Genomic DNA, 15,005 nt, shown 5'->3' with positions numbered 1-15,005 from the left:
AGAATTACTGAGGAAATGGCAAAGGCACCATATTCGGATCGAAATTTTCGGCAATCTGAAGATCGCCACTTGCCTGTGCATCAAGGAGCAGGGCCTCATACCAGGGCGCAAAACTCTGCTCATAGAAGACCTGGGCATTCTGGCTCGAGCGCAGCATCTCGAAGGAGTCGAAAGGACGCTGCTCGGCACGTTCAAGAACCTCAAAGACATAGACACCGCTGGTTGTGCTGACTTTACCCGGGGTCTCGAGAGGAGCACTAAAGACAACGCTATCGATTTCGGGCGGAAAATCACCAGTGGGAACCCAGGTGATGGCCGCATCATTCATGGGAGCCCCGATATCAAGGCCACGTTCACCGGCGAGGGCATAGAAATCGCCGCCGGCGGCAAGCAGCGCCAGCACCTCATCGGCCTGCGCCTCATCGGGCACCAGCATCAAGCGCGTGCGCACCATTGGGGCGACAGTATTGCGTGCGACCACCTCGAAACTGAGCTGGCTTTGCGCGCTTTGCAAACGTGCATCGGTGGTAATCAGGAAAGGGCTATCTTCAGCAGGCTGGACAATTGCCAGCACCTCGGCATCAATTGCCGCTGCATCAACGCCGATGCCATGCTGGCGCGCATAGCGACTAAGCAAGGCATCCTGGAGCATTTGGTCAAAAATCTGTGTCCGGATCTCAGCTTCGACGGCAAGTTGCTCGATCTCAGCGGGAGTCTGGCCCTGGGCAAGCAAACCTTCAATTGCAGGCCCAATATCGCGTGTAAGGCGCTGCGAAAAATCGGCTATGGTGAACTGTTGCCCCCCAACCCTCATCATCACCGGGCTCTCAGGCGCACCGAGGTTTGCCTGGCCTTGCGCGGTACTCTGGCAAGCCACCAGTAGTGGCAAGAGCAGCAAGATCACCAGCACACCAGCATAACGCATACTCATGACAGCCTACCGACTTTCAGGCACATCCTCACCAAGCGAGAGGATAGCCATAAAGGCTTCTTGCGGGATCTCGACATTACCGACCATCTTCATACGACGTTTGCCCTCTTTCTGCTTTTCGAGCAGTTTGCGTTTGCGGCTCACATCGCCACCGTAGCACTTCGCCAGCACATCTTTCCGCATGGCCCGCACCGTCTCACGAGCGATCACCTTGCTACCAATGGCCGCCTGGATCGGCACCTCAAACATCTGGCGCGGGATCAACTGACGCAACCGTTCGACCAGATCGCGCCCGCGCTGATAGGCAAATTCGCGATGCACAATCAACGAGAGCGCATCAACAGAGGCTTGATTGACCAGCACATCAAGTTTGACCAGATCGGCCTCAAGATAACCAGCCAGGGTATAGTCAAGGGAAGCATAGCCCTGCGTACGGCTCTTGAGTTGATCATAAAAGTCAATCACAATTTCAGCCAGGGGCATCCGATATTTGAGCACCACCCGTGTTGGATCGAGGTACTCCATGGTATCAAAGATACCGCGCCGCGTCGTCACCAACTCCATAACCGTACCGATATAGCGCGACGGTGCAATGACACTAATCTGGACAATCGGCTCTTCAATCGCCACAATCTTGCTGAGATCGGGCATTTCCGAGGGATTGGCGACGGTCAGGATTTCGCCATCGGTACACAACACCTGATACTCGACGCTCGGCGCCGTAATGAGCAGATCGAGATTATACTCACGCTCGAGGCGCTCACGCACAATCTCCATATGGAGGAGACCGAGGAAGCCGCAGCGAAAACCGAACCCAAGCGCTGCCGAGCTCTCAGGTTGATACGAAAGAGCGGCATCATTCAACTTCAGTTTCTCGAGCGCATCACGGAGATCAGGGTAGGCATTGCTCTCAATGGGATAGAGGCCAGCAAAGACCATCGGCTTGGCGGGACGATAGCCGACAAGCGGCATCTCGGCGGGATTATCGGCGAGCGTAATCGTATCACCGACCTGACACTCCTCAATCGTCTTGAGACCAGTGGCGATATAACCGACCTCGCCGGGATTGAGGGCGGGCAACGCTTGCATCATTGGCCGAAAACACCCGATCTCGAGCGTCTCAGCTTTTGCACCAGTACCCATCAACTGCACCCGTGAGCCTGACAGGAAGACACCATCAACCACACGCACAGCGGCAATAACCCCCTTATAGGGATCATAGTGTGAGTCGAAGATCAGCGCACGAGCGGGCCGTGATATCTGCCCGTGAGGTGGCGGAACGCGTGCAACAATCGCCTCGAGGATCTCGGGCACGCCGAGGCCCTCTTTGGCCGACGCCATAATCGACTCTTCGACGGGGATGCCGATCACCTTTTCAATCTCTGCGGCGACCTCATCGGGATGGGCACCAGGCAGATCAATTTTATTAATGATGGGGATAATTGCCAGATCATGCTCGAGGGCCAGATAGACATTCGCCAGCGTTTGAGCCTCGATTCCCTGAGCGGCATCCACGACCAGCAGGGCACCCTCACACGCGGCAAGTGAGCGTCCGACTTCATAGTTGAAATCGACATGACCGGGGGTGTCAATCAGATTGAGCATATAGGTCTCACCGTCAGCAGCATGATACTGCATACGGACAGCCTTGAGCTTGATCGTAATACCCCGTTCGCGCTCGAGATCCATCGAGTCAAGGTGCTGCTCACGGCGATCGCGATCGGCAATCGTGCTTGTTGTTTGCAACAGACGATCCGAGAGCGTCGTCTTACCGTGGTCAACATGGGCGATAATACAGAAGTTGCGGATTTTTGCCTGATCAATCATAGAGTCTATGTTCAAGGCTATAGCCCTGAAATCTATTGCCTCGCTGAGAAACCAGCCAACTAAGCTGGCTGGTTTCTCAGCGAAGGAGAAATGCTGAAAGCAGTATACCATTATTGTGCGATGCTCGCTGCGTGCGGTATACTATTCTATGCAACGAAGCACCCTTGAACAAGAAAAAGCTAGAGGCAAAAGAGCTATGGATCTGGTACGTGCGCATGTATTTATCGCGGGGCGCGTGCAAGGTGTCAGTTTCCGCGCCTATGCCCGTGATCGGGCACGTGCAACCGGGGTAGAGGGATGGGTTCGCAACCTCCCTGATGGCCGCGTCGAGGCGGTCTTTGAAGGAACACGCCCAGCCGTTCAACGGCTCGTCACCTGGTGCTATAGCGGACCAATCCAGGCCCAGGTTGAAAAAGTTGACGTTACCTGGGAAGAACCAACCCGCAAAGAGGGTAACTTTAGTATCGTCTGGTAATTCGAGGAAGACAGATGCGTCGTACCCGCTGGAAGTTACTCACCAGTCTGCTGATCAGTCTGGCACTGCTGGTTCTCGCCTACCTGAATCGCGCATGGCTTCTCGAAGCCTTTGAGCTTCTTGATGATGCTCGTCCGGAATGGTTACTCCTGGCGATGGGGTTGATTCCAATCGGGTACCTGATGAGCGCCCAGGTCCTCAATCTTGTCCTGCGTTCACTAGGCTATCGTATGAATCTGATGCGGCTCTGGGCGATTGCCCTTGTCGCCATCATTATCAGTCAGTCAGTGCCTGCCGGTGGGGTTGGCAGTTATGCCTTTTTGATCAGTACCTTCAACCGTCGTGGCATCAGCCAGGGGCAGTCGGCCCTGATCGCCTCACTCGAGACGATTAGTTATGTCACCGCAATGCTGATGATGTTTGCCTTCAGCCTGATCATCCTGGCCCTCCAACACCAGGCTACCGGCGAGGCAAGTTATATCGCGGGGAGTATTGCCATCACGCTTGTAGGCGCGGCCTTCTATGTCCTGACCCGACCGGGGGCGCAACTACGTGCGTGGCTCGCACATTTTCAACACACCGTCAGCCGCCTGCTGCGTCACCCCTGGAAGAGCACGTGGCTCGAAGGTCTGCTCGCCGAATTGATTATTGGTCGCAGGCTGCTTGCCAGTCGTCGGCGTGATGTCATCGTGCTGGTGCTGATCCAGTTGACGGCCCTCATCACCCATAGCTTCGGGATGCTCTGCGTGCTCTGGGCTTTTGAGGTGGAAGCTAGTCTCGTGACGGTCATCGTCGCTTTTGGCATTGCCCTGATTACCTCGACCTTCAACGTGCTACCAGGGGGCGGCGGCACCGTCGAGGCGGCTCTGGTCGCAACCCTGCTGCAACTTGGGGTCGGGCCTGCTGCGGTACCCGCCGCGATCATCTTCCGGCTCTTCAACTACTGGCTGCTGACACCAGTGGCCGCAGGATGTTACTACTGGTTGACCCATGAACCAGTTGTTCCGCTGCAAGCCACCCATTCGAGCATGGGCGATACGCCATAAATGACGAAAACGACCAGCTTCGCTGGTCGTTTTCGTCAACAGCAGTGTTAGACGGTCGCCGGCTTTTCGTGATCACCGCGCCCACGACCAAACCAGTTCTTCCATTCACGGTATTCCCAGACCACCAGGATCTGAGCGGCATTGAAGATCGAAGAGTAGGTGCCTACAACCAACCCGATCAAGAGGATCAAGACAAAATTCTGGATTGTCTCGCCACCAAAGAAGAGCAGCGCAGTCAACGTAAACAACGTCGTCATCTGGGTATTGATCGAGCGCGGCAGCGTCTGCACAATGCTATGATTGACGAGATCACTAAAGTGCTGATCGGGTTGACGGGCCAGCAGATTCTCGCGAACGCGGTCAAAGACGACAATCGTATCGTGTACCGAGAAACTCAGGATGGTTAGCAAGGCCGTCAAGAAGAGGGCGTCCACCTCAAACCGGGGATTGAACGTGCTGAAGATCGCAGCTACCCCAATAATAATAACCACATCATGCACCATCGAGATAATGGCACACATCCCATACCGAAACGGATGGGGCGCCTGGCGAAAGGCCCAGGTCAGATAGAGCAAGATTATCAACGATGCACCGATCACGGCAATCACGGCACTGCGGGTTGACTCTTGACTAACTGTCGGCCCAACGCTTTCGAGGCGTTCAATCGCCGCAGCGCCGATCTGATCATTAAGGGCAGCCTCGACTGCCTGACGATCCTGCAGGGGCGACTGCTCGTTCAGAGGGCGCGTACGCACAAGGGCAGTCACAATCAGGTTTCCATCCAGGTCGACCTGACTCATCTGCACCTGGGCATTGTCGAACCCTGCGGCAGCGAACGCAGCCCCGACCTCAGAGGAACCCAGTTCACCGGGGGCGCGTTCAGCAAAACGCACCTCCCAGAGGGAACCACCACTAAAGTCAATGCTCGGGCGCAAACCAAGCCGGGGTTGCCCGGTGGTAATGAGAGGATGCAGCAAAAGAAAATAGAGCCCGGGCAAAATCATGGCGAGCGAAAGCACAAACCACCAGTAGCGGCGCTTGACAAGCTGTTCCAACATACGACGTACCACTCCACAGAAGGATATCAGATCGCCTCAGCGGTGGAGGGTGCCACCGCAGGTTTGGTGCGATCAATGCCAAAGATCCATGCCCGGTCATCCCGAAAGATCGGCGTCGAGAGGCGCAGGAAGGTACGTGTCACCACCACAGCCGTAAAGAGACTGAGCAGAATACCGAGACCCAGCGTCAGGGCAAAACCCTGAATAATGCTCACGCCAAAGCTATTGCCAAAGATAAAGAGCACGATGCTCGTGATCAACGTCGAAACACTCGAATCACGGATTGCAGACCATGATTCCTCAAAGCCAAATTCAAGGGCACTATGAATATCGCGCCCACGTCGATACTCTTCGCGTAACCGTGAAAAGATCAGCACATTGGCATCAACCGCCAGACCAATCGAGAGCACGAAACCAGCGATGCCTGGTAGCGTAAGCGTAATGGGAATGAGGCGATACAGGGCAAAGCTAATCAAGACATAGAGCGCCAGCGCCAGGGTTGCCAGCAGACCAGGAAACCGGTAGAAGGCGATCATATAGATGGCGACCAGACTCAACCCGATCGAACCAGCTATAACGCTTGACTCAACCGACTCTTGACCAAGGGTTGCCGTAACGCTGCGGCTTGTTTCGACAACGAGCGGCACTGGCAACGCGCCGTACTTCAACTGATTGAGAATATTGTCGCGGTCATTGACATCATTGACCTCAATGACACCCGAGCCATCACGGAGGGCCGCGTTGATCTGGGGGCAACTGATGACAACATTGTCGAGCACAATACACATTGGTTGGCCAACATTCTGGGCAGTAAATGCAGCCAGACGTTGAGCCGACTCACCAGTAAAGGCAAACGACACAGCCGGACGACTCCCAGCGACCCCACCCTGCGAAAAGGCTGGCTGGACGGAACTGGTATCAAGGTCAGCTCCATCAGTAATGCTCTCAAAAATTGGCCCAAGATCGTCAAGCGTCTGGACCTCTTCAACTCCCTCAGGCAACACTGGATTGGGGCTGCCCGTCGTGCGGATCAACGCACCCGGAGGTAGATACTGGCCCTGCGAGTCAATGAATTCAAGGCGTCCGGTACCACGCAGCGTCTCAACGGCCTGCTCGGGATCATCAACGCCGGGCAACTCAACGATCAGGCGATCATTGCCGGCGACCTGCACGAGCGTCTCACCGACACCGAGGGCATTGACCCGGCGCTCGATCACCCCACGGGCAATCTCCATCTGTTCGCGATCAACGTCAGGATCTGTTGCTCGCAGCAAGACTTGAATACCGCCTTGCAAATCGAGGCCCAGGCGAAAACTCACATCGCGACCAAGCGCCATCTGGTTAGGGGCCAGATTGATCCAGAGGGCCAGGGCCGCAATGATCACAATCCCTAAGATTGAAATGATTTCTCTGCTACGCACGGCGTTCAACTACTCCTCGTGCTCAGGTTTCGTAACCACGGCATTATAGACCTCTGCTGATATGATGTCAATTGCAAAGCGATGCGGTTGCCCTAAGGGCAACCGCATCGCTTTGCACAAGGTCGCTTATGCGGAACAACGCTTATTGGCCGGCAGTGCGCAGCGCTGCCTCAATGGCGCCAGGCAGGCCATTCATATCGACCAGTTGCCCATTCACATCAAACGAGGGGGTGCCCGTCACGCCCCGGGCAACCGAGCTCTCGACGGCAGCGAGAATGGCTGCATTGTGCGTACCTGCGCTCATACAGCTATCAAAGGCCGCCCGATCCAGGCCAAGCTGACCTGCATACCCCGAAAAGACATTGTTGACATTATTCAGTTGTGCCCACTGACCTTGATTGGTCATCAAGAGATGGTTCATTTCCCAGAACTGGCCCTGATCACCGGCACAGCGGGCGGCTTCCGCCGCTGAAATCGCCTGCGCATTATTGTTCAAAGGAAATTCATGAAAGATCATCTGGATTTTGCCGGTCTCAACATAGTCACGCGTAATAATTGGCGACATGTTCCGATCAAAAAACGCACAGGCAGGACAACGATAGTCGGCATATTCCACAACCGTAACCGCCGCCTCGGGATTCCCCTTAAACCAGAAGCCCTCGGGCGTCTGCCCAGTTTGCGCATTGATCGTTGGCACTTCGCCGCCACCGAACCCACCCCGCACCGCAAAGGTGATCAAAAAGGCCGCCCCTACAACAACCAGAGCACCGATCGCCCAGTAGAAGGGGATCAGTGGATTACGCTTTCGTTCGGCGACTCTACGTCCACGCCGACTCTGTGGCTGACTCATGAAACTTACTCCTCGTCCTGCGATTCAGGATATTCATGGCATTATAGCGAGGGCAGAGTCGTGCGTCAAACCCGAGTTTTTGGTATACTGGATAAGATTGCCTCCAGCACAAGAGTTGTGGTCACAAACGTTGGATACGACCTTTCACGCGAAACCTGACAGTGAGTTGCTTTACAATCTAGCCTTACAACTTGGATCAATCCAGGAACTGAGTGAAGCAGCGCAGGTAACACTCGAAACCTTTGCCCGCTGTACGCAGGCAAAGAGTGGTCTGCTGCTTATGCCTGACATCGTGCCACTCAGCATCGGGATGTCGGCCCCCACCGCTGACGAAGTTGTTGCCATCTATGCCTTGCCAGCCGTGCAGGCCGCAATGCAACTCGTTGGCATTACCGTGCTACCGGGGGGCCTAGTGCCTCTGGACGGTAGCATCCATATTGCCGGTATTTTACCGACACGTCACGGCCCACCCGGGCTTCTCTTGCTCGGCTGTGAGCCACCCTTAAACCATTCTGTCCGCCGTACCCTCGCGGCAGCGATGCCTTTGCTCCGCCAGACCTTTGAGCGCCTGCGCGAGCAACAACACCGTCAACAAACACGCCCCACCATCGATCCACGTCTTGCACAAGACCTGACCCAACTTCAGGCCACCCTCAACAAGATCCACGAACGTCTCTTGCACGCAGCGAGCATCCTGTACAACGAAGCCATGCCCGAGCCTGAAGTAACCTTTGCGCTAGCACAAAGCCTGGAACAACTACAACAGGCCCTCGATCTCTGCACAAAGATGCAGGTACACGAAGCGTGATACCTTTCAACTCAGACAGCACTGCCAGGGGCAGAAATGCGCTGTGTACCGCGACGCAAGGCCCGCATCAACAGCGACAAGCCGGCGAGGATGCTCACAATGCCGTATTCGAGGATTGGCACCCGCAGAATGTCAGGCAAGCGATGCATTTCGCGGCGCAAACCATACCAGGCAAGGGCTGAGGCTGCATACGTCGACCCGATACCAATACGAGCCTCTTTGCTCAAGCCGAGACCGTGCATCTGCGCCAATACAAACATCCCGAGAAAACCGAAGGTGAACATGCCTTCGAAACCACTACCTTTTTGTAGGGTTGTGATCACAGCATGCGGCAAGACCATCATCTCGAGCGCCAATGTCCAGCGCGGGTCACGGTGCGCATTGGTATAGAGCAAGGAAGATTGCACAAAGAGAAGCATCATATGGTAGAGCCCACCAAGATGCGCGGGCAGGGGCTCCATCGGATGGTACCAGAAGGTATAGACGGTCGCCCAGCTAAAGATATACCCGTGGTAACGTCGCACAAAACGAACCAATTCAGGTGGCAGGCCCGGACGCTTCAGCCCCATGATCAAACCGCGGCGGGGCGTCTCCATCGCCAGAATCAGCATAAGCATAAAGGCCGCCGAGCCAAGCGAGGTACCTTCGGGCACATCGACCGCGAGGCCATCGTAATACCGGCGCGTCTGAGCATAGTGCAACCCGACCCCAGCAGCATTGACGGCGAGCGCCGTCCAGTTGAGGGGTCGCATCCCATTATCGTAGGATGGGCGAGCGCGTTGGGCAGCATAAATGCATCCCCAGACAGCCAGTTGATGCAAGAGATAGCCGCTCCAGGCGGTGATCCGGGCAGCGGTATGCGGTCCTTCAGAGATCCAGCGATAATGACCAGGCTTGCCATTGTAGGGCGCATACGTAATCGGCGCACGCCCCCCAAGGGCAACGGCACCAACAACGGCACCACAGACTGCTGCGGCTGGAACCAGCAGATCGCGTGCATCGGGTGGGGCAGGTGGGCCATCGCGCTGCTCAACCCAGGTAACAAAACGCTGCAGCACCAAGCCGGTCACCGCTGCACCTGCGGCAGCCAGCAAGCCGGTGCCAACCGCACGCAACGGCTGCTCACGCGGCGAGGCAAGGGCAGCACAGGCGGCTCCAGCAGCACTCACAAGCGCAAGACCAACCCCGGGCTTGCGCCCACGTACGACATCAAGCCAGTAGACGGATGCCATCGGATTAAAGAGCGCAGCTCCAGCGAGCGCATAGTTTCGTGATGGATCCACAGACGTTACCTTTTGAGGGACATCGTCCCACCTAAGAGGCTCCAAACCAGGTTTTTCTGAGCGAAGGATGCCAGCTTTGCAGGCATCCTTCGCTCGAAAAAAACATAATCTACTTCCATCCACCCACCACGTCGAAGATCGCACGGTCGTGCATTGGATTCGGGATCGTCGATTCGGGTTGACCAAGGAGATATTCGGCCATTTCATTGAAGGGACGGAGGCAATCCTCTTTGCCTTCACCCTCCATATCAAAGAGGGTCTTGCCTGCCAGGCGGGAGCGACGGATCAGGTCGTGATAGGGAACTCGCCCGATAATCTTGGTACCAACGGTCTCAACAAACTGCTCAAGGAGGCCAGTTCCACCAAAATCAGGATCGACCCGATTCGCAATCAAGCCAGCCATCCTCACTTTATGGCGTTGACTCTTCTGCTGGATGGCGAGACAGAGGCGGTTGGCGGCAAAGATGCTATCAAAATCATTGCATGCAATGATAATGCCATAATCGGCATAGTTGAGCGGGGCCGAAAAGCCACCACAGACCACATCCCCAAGCACATCAAAGAGAATCACATCATACTTATGATAGAGGCCAAACTCTTTGAGCAACTTCACCGTCTCGCCAACCACATAGCCGCCACAGCCACTGCCAGCAGGCGGGCCACCCGCTTCGAGCGTATCGACACCGGCAAAACCGGTCAGAATCACATCCTCGCGGGCGACATCCTCAATATGGAAATCAACCTCTTCGAGCACATCAATCACGGTAGGCTGGAGCAAGCCGGTCAAGGGGAAGGTACTATCATGTTTCGGGTCACAGCCAATCTGCAACACCTTCGCCCCTTTGAGGGCCATCGCCGCCGAGAGATTGGCACTGGTCGTTGATTTGCCAATCCCGCCTTTGCCATAGACAGCAAGAATCAGGGACATGAAGCTCTCTCCTTCAACTCAAGCCTCGCTTCTGGTCGCTGCCTCGGCGGGGGCATATGCGAGGGGGCGACCGAACTCACGGGCATAGACATCGGCGGTATAGGCGAGGGCACGATAGACATACCCAGGCACAATACGCTGTTCGTGGCGGGGGAACTGGTCACGGACATAGACGAGATTGCGCAGCAGTTTCTGTTCGATCACACTGCGGGCAAACTCAACCCCTTTGGGGCCTTTGGAGCGCTGGAGCCAGGCGACAAATTTGCGCACCGGCAACGGGGGCCGTTTACGGGGCTTGCGCAGCATCCCCACATAGGCCTGAATACCCGCCCGACGGTCGCCACCCTCGGTACGTTGACCGAGTTCAAGCGAGGGACGGATCAACTCAAAGAGCTCTTCGCCGCGCTCGTTACGGACAAACATCCACTGCCAGCGTTCATCGGGGGGCAAGGGGGCTCCGAGATAGCCCACCGTGAGATCGGCCAGGCCATTCTGATAATCGAAACAACTGAGGCAGGCTGCCGGGAAGACGCCGCGCTCACCGCCGAGGGCGCTGACATCAAGATCAACAAAATTGATCGTCTCGGTATGACCATCTTCGTGGCGCATCCAGACGCGAAAATCCTGCATAAACTCGTGATGCACAATCGTCTCGGGCGACTTCGAAGCAACCTTCAAGAAGCGCTGGAGATCGGGATAGGCCGTATTATCGGTACAGGGCAACCCGATCACATACAACTGCTCGAGGCCAAGTTCCGGCTCAAGCGCGCGCAGCGCATGAACCTGGCAACCGGTGCCAATGAAAGCAAGGCGCTTGAGGCCAGCGGCCCGCACCTCATCGAGCACCTCAAGATTCGGCGAGAGGCAGGGCTTATTGCCGGCGCTCGCCCGCACCTCTTCCGGCGTACGCGCCAAGAAGGGCAGCGGTGCCCAGCGGGTCCCGGGGGCGGCTTTCGTCGTAATGACGCCCTCGACCAGACCACGCTCGAGCAGCAAAGCGGCAAGCGACGTAATAATGCCACTCCACTGCGCTTCGAGATTGGGCGTGCGCATCCGGGCGATATGGATGGCCCGATGTACCCCAAAGAGCAACTCATCGCCATCGCGACGGTTGCGCCCGTGGAACTGACGTTCAAACACCTCGTGCTTATTGTTGACAAAGACACACGAAGCGGCCATCTTCGGGCGCAACTCACCGCCACAGACCCCGCAATCACTACACAGCTTCGGGCGACCTTTGAACCGCTCGGCCTGCGAAAGCAGGGTAATCTCGTGGAGCGGTCGGGCTGTCATGGTCATACTTCACCTGATCTAGGCACCGAGATGCTCTTTGGCAGCGAGCAGCACCTCGGCGGTAATCGTCGCGATTCCATGTTCACGGGCATACTTCTCGATATTGCCCCGTGCGCGGCCACGAACAAAGAAGGGGATCTTCTTGAGCATCGCTTCGCCATCAGCCGTCCAGACCGGATTCACAGCGGGCACCGCAGCGGTCTGACCAGATGGCGCAGCACCGGTGGGTAGAGCGGATCCGTTGCCGTTGGAAGATTGCTCTTCAGGCGCATGGCCGTTTGTTGGCTTGACCAGCTCAGCGACCACAGCAACTGGTGCCACAGCGGCATTGCCATTGCTCGCAAGCACTGGTTCAGCCGACTCAGCGGCGGCGGGTTCAACAAGTTCCAGCCCGGCATCACCAAACATATCGATGAGATGCTTCTCCATGCCGAGTGTACAGGTTGTTGAGACCTCATCGGCAATCACATCGGCCCCATCAAAACCGAGGAATGGGCGATAGGCAAGCAAGTGATTTTCGATATGTGTTGGCGACGAAATAACCATCACATTCAGATCGTACCGACGACCGGTATGCCGTTCCATCTGCGTCCCACAGACAAGTTCAGGGCGCAACTGACCGATCCGGTCAGCGACCTGTTGAAACTCATCGGTGGCGAGGAAATCCGCATCGCTGACATAACCCTGGAGTTGCGACCGCACCCAGTCGGCCTCCTTCACGAGATAGGTACCGGCACCCGCAATTGGCATACCCAATTCATCGGCAAGAAACTTGGTGACACCGACGGTATGGGTTGCATCGCCAAAGACAAACGCCTTCTTACCCGTAAAGCTCTCCATATCGGCCGTACGGGCAAACCAGGGCACATTCGAAGGTGCCGACATGCCATCAAGCGAAAACTCGGTCAGTGGGGGCAACTTGAGCGGCGATGGCGGCACAGCAAGCCGCGAGCCAACCGTATTGAGGGTCTCGAGCAAAGCATCGAGCCAGCGCAGCGTTGGCTGCACCCCAATCGGCGCATCATAGAGCGCAGCCGTACCAAACTGCGCCTCGAGGTGTTCAGCGGCGAGCCGACCGAGCTCGCGGTAGGGCGCAATGGTGAGCCAGGCCGCCGGCAAGCGACGGAGATCATCAACACTCGCCCCCCAAGGGGCCACCACATTGACGGCCACCCCGAGCGTTTTGAGGATGCGACGGAGACTGATGAGATCGTGGCGGGCGTGAAAGCCGAGCGACGAAGGTCCAAGGATATTCACACTCGGCAGCGAGGTCAGGGGTTGAGGGGTTGCATACTTCTTCACCAACGCAGTAAAGAGCCCCTCGGCGGCGGCGGTCTCTTGCATCCGATAGGGATTCGCATCATAGACCATCACCTCGCAAGCGAGACCAGACTGATGCGCGGCAATCTCCAGATTTTCTTGCAGCAAAATCGTCGAGCACGAGGCAACCACCACAATCAGATCGGGATGGCGGGTCGCCTCGACCTGCCGCAGCGTCTCGGGAAGGCGAAGCGTCCCACGGGCGAGATCGGTACCACTCACCACACTCGTCGTCATCGCCGGAAACCCGGGCGTCCGTTCGAGCATCGTAAAGATCGTATTCACATACCCATCACCCTGCGGGGCATGAAAGACGGCGTGGGTATTGCGCATCGAGTTCATCACCCGACCGACCCCGTGATGGGCCGTACCTTCGTACATCCAATAAGCCAGTCGCATGCGCTCACTCCATCAGCATAGGCTCACCCGCGGGTAAGCGGAATGATCTCAGGGGCACCCGGCATCACACCAGCCATCCAGACCGGATCACTGCCAAGGGGGTCAAGGCGGGCGTGACGGCGGAGGGCTCGGGTAAAGAGGCCAACGAGCGTATTGACGCCAGCCCAGCCGTGAATAGGGGAAAAGATGAACTCGGTGCCCCATTTCGCGACCACGCCGTGACCAATGAGTGGATTAGCGGTAATAATATTGGAGATCACGAGATCGGGCTGTTCTTCGGCGATACTGCGCAACTGGCGTTCGAAATTCGCCTGTTCAACAAGGCGCACCCCATCGAGCAAGGCCAGTTCGCGGGCGTGGAAGCGGCGGTTAATATAAGGGGTCGAACACTCAAGCACCTCGGCACCAGCGGCACGAATAAAGCGGGCCAGGGGCAATTCAAGCAGCGTATCGGCGGACAGAAAGACCTTCTTACCCTTGAGCAGATCGGTATGCTCTTTGATCCGCGCCCAGGACGCCGCTTCACGCTCACTCAGATCAACTTTCAGATCAAAGTGAGCCGCGAGGTCTTCCCAGAACGCACGGCAGCCATCGGGACCAAAGGGAAAGAGCGACGACATCACCGTCGCGCCACGATCATTCGTCAACTGATTCGCCACTTTGGCAAGGAAGGGTTGCAGGGGCGCAATGATTGTTCCTGGGCCAATCGGCGGCAGTTCGTGGAAATGATTGGCCGGCAGAAAACCAGCGACCGGAATACCCAGACGCGAGGCCTCAAAGAGAAAATCATCGGCAATCGCATCATTGACCGAACCGAGGAAGACAACCCGTTTATCATCGGGCGGGGCCTGGGGACAGAACGGGATCAACGCCTGCAACACCGAATCTTCGCTTTGGGAGAAGGTAAAATCGAGGCCGGAAGCAGGCACAAAGAGCACCGGCACCTCGGGGGTACTAACCGACTGCGCGAGGCCCTCAAACTCAACCTTCATCACTTCGGGGGTACAGGAGGAGAGCAAGAAGATCACGGAGGGGTGGTGTTCACGGGTAATCTCGGCGATCTGGTCAGCAATGGCAGGCTGAGCCGAAGAGAGATCAGCTTCTTCAAGCAATGAAATGGCGAAGCGTGGGCGGGCAAAAATCATCACGCCCATCGTATTTTGGAGCAAATGGGCGCAGGTATGGGTACCAAGAATGAGAAAGAAGCTATCCTTGATCTTCTGATACAACCAGCCAACACTGACCAGGCCACAAAACGAATGATAGATCCCATCTTCGCGTGTGAACTGTGCCTTTGGGGGCATAGGGGGGCTCCTTGCCGCTACATGGAGGCCCAAGAGGGCAATGTAGTTTACAGTGCGTACTA

Annotated in this window: 13 protein-coding genes; 3 read left to right on the top strand and 10 right to left on the bottom strand. The window is 56.5% G+C overall.

The window, feature by feature from the left end:
* Nucleotides 1-4: 4 nt before the first annotated feature.
* Nucleotides 5-931 carry a peptidylprolyl isomerase gene (locus EYB53_RS09245; RefSeq protein WP_135477908.1) on the bottom strand — a complete coding sequence of 309 codons (927 nt, stop codon included), beginning with the start codon at nucleotides 929-931 and terminating at the stop codon, nucleotides 5-7.
* A 6-nt stretch (nucleotides 932-937) separates the two neighbouring features.
* Nucleotides 938-2,758 (bottom strand): translation elongation factor 4, encoded by a 1,821-nt coding sequence (gene lepA / locus EYB53_RS09240; protein WP_135477907.1) that lies wholly within the window; start codon nucleotides 2,756-2,758, stop codon nucleotides 938-940.
* Between the two features lie 196 nt (nucleotides 2,759-2,954).
* Here lepA and EYB53_RS09235 point away from each other — a divergent pair, with 196 nt between their 5' ends.
* Both EYB53_RS09235 and EYB53_RS09230 read left to right on the top strand, forming a co-directional pair.
* Nucleotides 2,955-3,233 carry an acylphosphatase gene (locus tag EYB53_RS09235; RefSeq protein ID WP_135477906.1) on the top strand — a complete coding sequence of 93 codons (279 nt, stop codon included), beginning with the start codon at nucleotides 2,955-2,957 and terminating at the stop codon, nucleotides 3,231-3,233.
* 14 nt (nucleotides 3,234-3,247) lie between these two features.
* Nucleotides 3,248-4,279 (top strand): lysylphosphatidylglycerol synthase transmembrane domain-containing protein, encoded by a 1,032-nt coding sequence (locus EYB53_RS09230; RefSeq protein ID WP_135477905.1) that lies wholly within the window; start codon nucleotides 3,248-3,250, stop codon nucleotides 4,277-4,279.
* Nucleotides 4,280-4,326: 47 nt separating this feature from the next.
* Here the strand turns inward: EYB53_RS09230 and secF are convergent, their stop codons facing one another.
* The 3 genes from secF to EYB53_RS09215 form a co-directional block, all read right to left on the bottom strand.
* Complete coding sequence (gene secF, locus EYB53_RS09225; protein ID WP_254150992.1) at nucleotides 4,327-5,337, bottom strand: protein translocase subunit SecF; 1,011 nt, start codon at nucleotides 5,335-5,337, stop codon at nucleotides 4,327-4,329.
* Between the two features lie 26 nt (nucleotides 5,338-5,363).
* Nucleotides 5,364-6,758: a protein translocase subunit SecD gene (secD, locus tag EYB53_RS09220; RefSeq protein ID WP_135477904.1), complete on the bottom strand. Its 1,395-nt coding sequence runs from the start codon at nucleotides 6,756-6,758 to the stop codon at nucleotides 5,364-5,366.
* Nucleotides 6,759-6,900: 142 nt separating this feature from the next.
* A complete protein-coding gene (locus EYB53_RS09215; protein ID WP_135477903.1) occupies nucleotides 6,901-7,608 on the bottom strand; it encodes a DsbA family protein in 708 nt (235 codons plus the stop codon).
* A gap of 130 nt (nucleotides 7,609-7,738) precedes the next feature.
* Between EYB53_RS09215 and EYB53_RS09210 the strand changes: the two genes are divergently transcribed.
* Nucleotides 7,739-8,416 carry a hypothetical protein gene (locus EYB53_RS09210; protein ID WP_135477902.1) on the top strand — a complete coding sequence of 226 codons (678 nt, stop codon included), beginning with the start codon at nucleotides 7,739-7,741 and terminating at the stop codon, nucleotides 8,414-8,416.
* Between the two features lie 11 nt (nucleotides 8,417-8,427).
* Here EYB53_RS09210 and EYB53_RS09205 read toward each other — a convergent pair whose 3' ends face one another.
* The 5 genes from EYB53_RS09205 to bchN form a co-directional block, all read right to left on the bottom strand.
* Nucleotides 8,428-9,699: a hypothetical protein gene (locus EYB53_RS09205; protein ID WP_371879091.1), complete on the bottom strand. Its 1,272-nt coding sequence runs from the start codon at nucleotides 9,697-9,699 to the stop codon at nucleotides 8,428-8,430.
* Between the two features lie 109 nt (nucleotides 9,700-9,808).
* A complete protein-coding gene (gene bchL, locus EYB53_RS09200; protein ID WP_097655344.1) occupies nucleotides 9,809-10,627 on the bottom strand; it encodes a ferredoxin:protochlorophyllide reductase (ATP-dependent) iron-sulfur ATP-binding protein in 819 nt (272 codons plus the stop codon).
* An 18-nt stretch (nucleotides 10,628-10,645) separates the two neighbouring features.
* Nucleotides 10,646-11,926, bottom strand: a complete 1,281-nt coding sequence (locus EYB53_RS09195) for a Coenzyme F420 hydrogenase/dehydrogenase, beta subunit C-terminal domain (RefSeq protein WP_135477901.1) — start codon at nucleotides 11,924-11,926, stop codon at nucleotides 10,646-10,648.
* A 12-nt stretch (nucleotides 11,927-11,938) separates the two neighbouring features.
* The gene (locus tag EYB53_RS09190; protein WP_135477900.1) at nucleotides 11,939-13,639 is read right to left on the bottom strand and encodes a ferredoxin:protochlorophyllide reductase (ATP-dependent) subunit B; all 1,701 of its coding nucleotides are present in this window, start codon (nucleotides 13,637-13,639) and stop codon (nucleotides 11,939-11,941) included.
* A gap of 23 nt (nucleotides 13,640-13,662) precedes the next feature.
* The gene (gene bchN / locus EYB53_RS09185; RefSeq protein WP_135477899.1) at nucleotides 13,663-14,943 is read right to left on the bottom strand and encodes a ferredoxin:protochlorophyllide reductase (ATP-dependent) subunit N; all 1,281 of its coding nucleotides are present in this window, start codon (nucleotides 14,941-14,943) and stop codon (nucleotides 13,663-13,665) included.
* Nucleotides 14,944-15,005: the final 62 nt, after the last annotated feature.

Origin of the sequence: Candidatus Chloroploca mongolica, assembly GCF_004762035.2 — a bacterium.
Lineage (GTDB): Bacteria > Chloroflexota > Chloroflexia > Chloroflexales > Chloroflexaceae > Chloroploca > Chloroploca mongolica.
Note: the sequence above shows the minus strand (reverse complement) of the source record. Positions and strands in the feature narration are given on the sequence as shown.

Coding starts and splice junctions, on each gene's coding strand:
- EYB53_RS09245 (WP_135477908.1), bottom strand. CDS start 931: ATGAGTATGCGTTATGCTGGTGTGCTGGTGATCTTGCTGCTCTTGCCA.
- lepA (WP_135477907.1), bottom strand. CDS start 2,758: ATGATTGATCAGGCAAAAATCCGCAACTTCTGTATTATCGCCCATGTT.
- EYB53_RS09235 (WP_135477906.1), top strand. CDS start 2,955: ATGGATCTGGTACGTGCGCATGTATTTATCGCGGGGCGCGTGCAAGGT.
- EYB53_RS09230 (WP_135477905.1), top strand. CDS start 3,248: ATGCGTCGTACCCGCTGGAAGTTACTCACCAGTCTGCTGATCAGTCTG.
- secF (WP_254150992.1), bottom strand. CDS start 5,337: ATGTTGGAACAGCTTGTCAAGCGCCGCTACTGGTGGTTTGTGCTTTCG.
- EYB53_RS09215 (WP_135477903.1), bottom strand. CDS start 7,608: ATGAGTCAGCCACAGAGTCGGCGTGGACGTAGAGTCGCCGAACGAAAG.
- bchL (WP_097655344.1), bottom strand. CDS start 10,627: ATGTCCCTGATTCTTGCTGTCTATGGCAAAGGCGGGATTGGCAAATCA.
- EYB53_RS09195 (WP_135477901.1), bottom strand. CDS start 11,926: ATGACCATGACAGCCCGACCGCTCCACGAGATTACCCTGCTTTCGCAG.
- EYB53_RS09190 (WP_135477900.1), bottom strand. CDS start 13,639: ATGCGACTGGCTTATTGGATGTACGAAGGTACGGCCCATCACGGGGTC.
- bchN (WP_135477899.1), bottom strand. CDS start 14,943: ATGCCCCCAAAGGCACAGTTCACACGCGAAGATGGGATCTATCATTCG.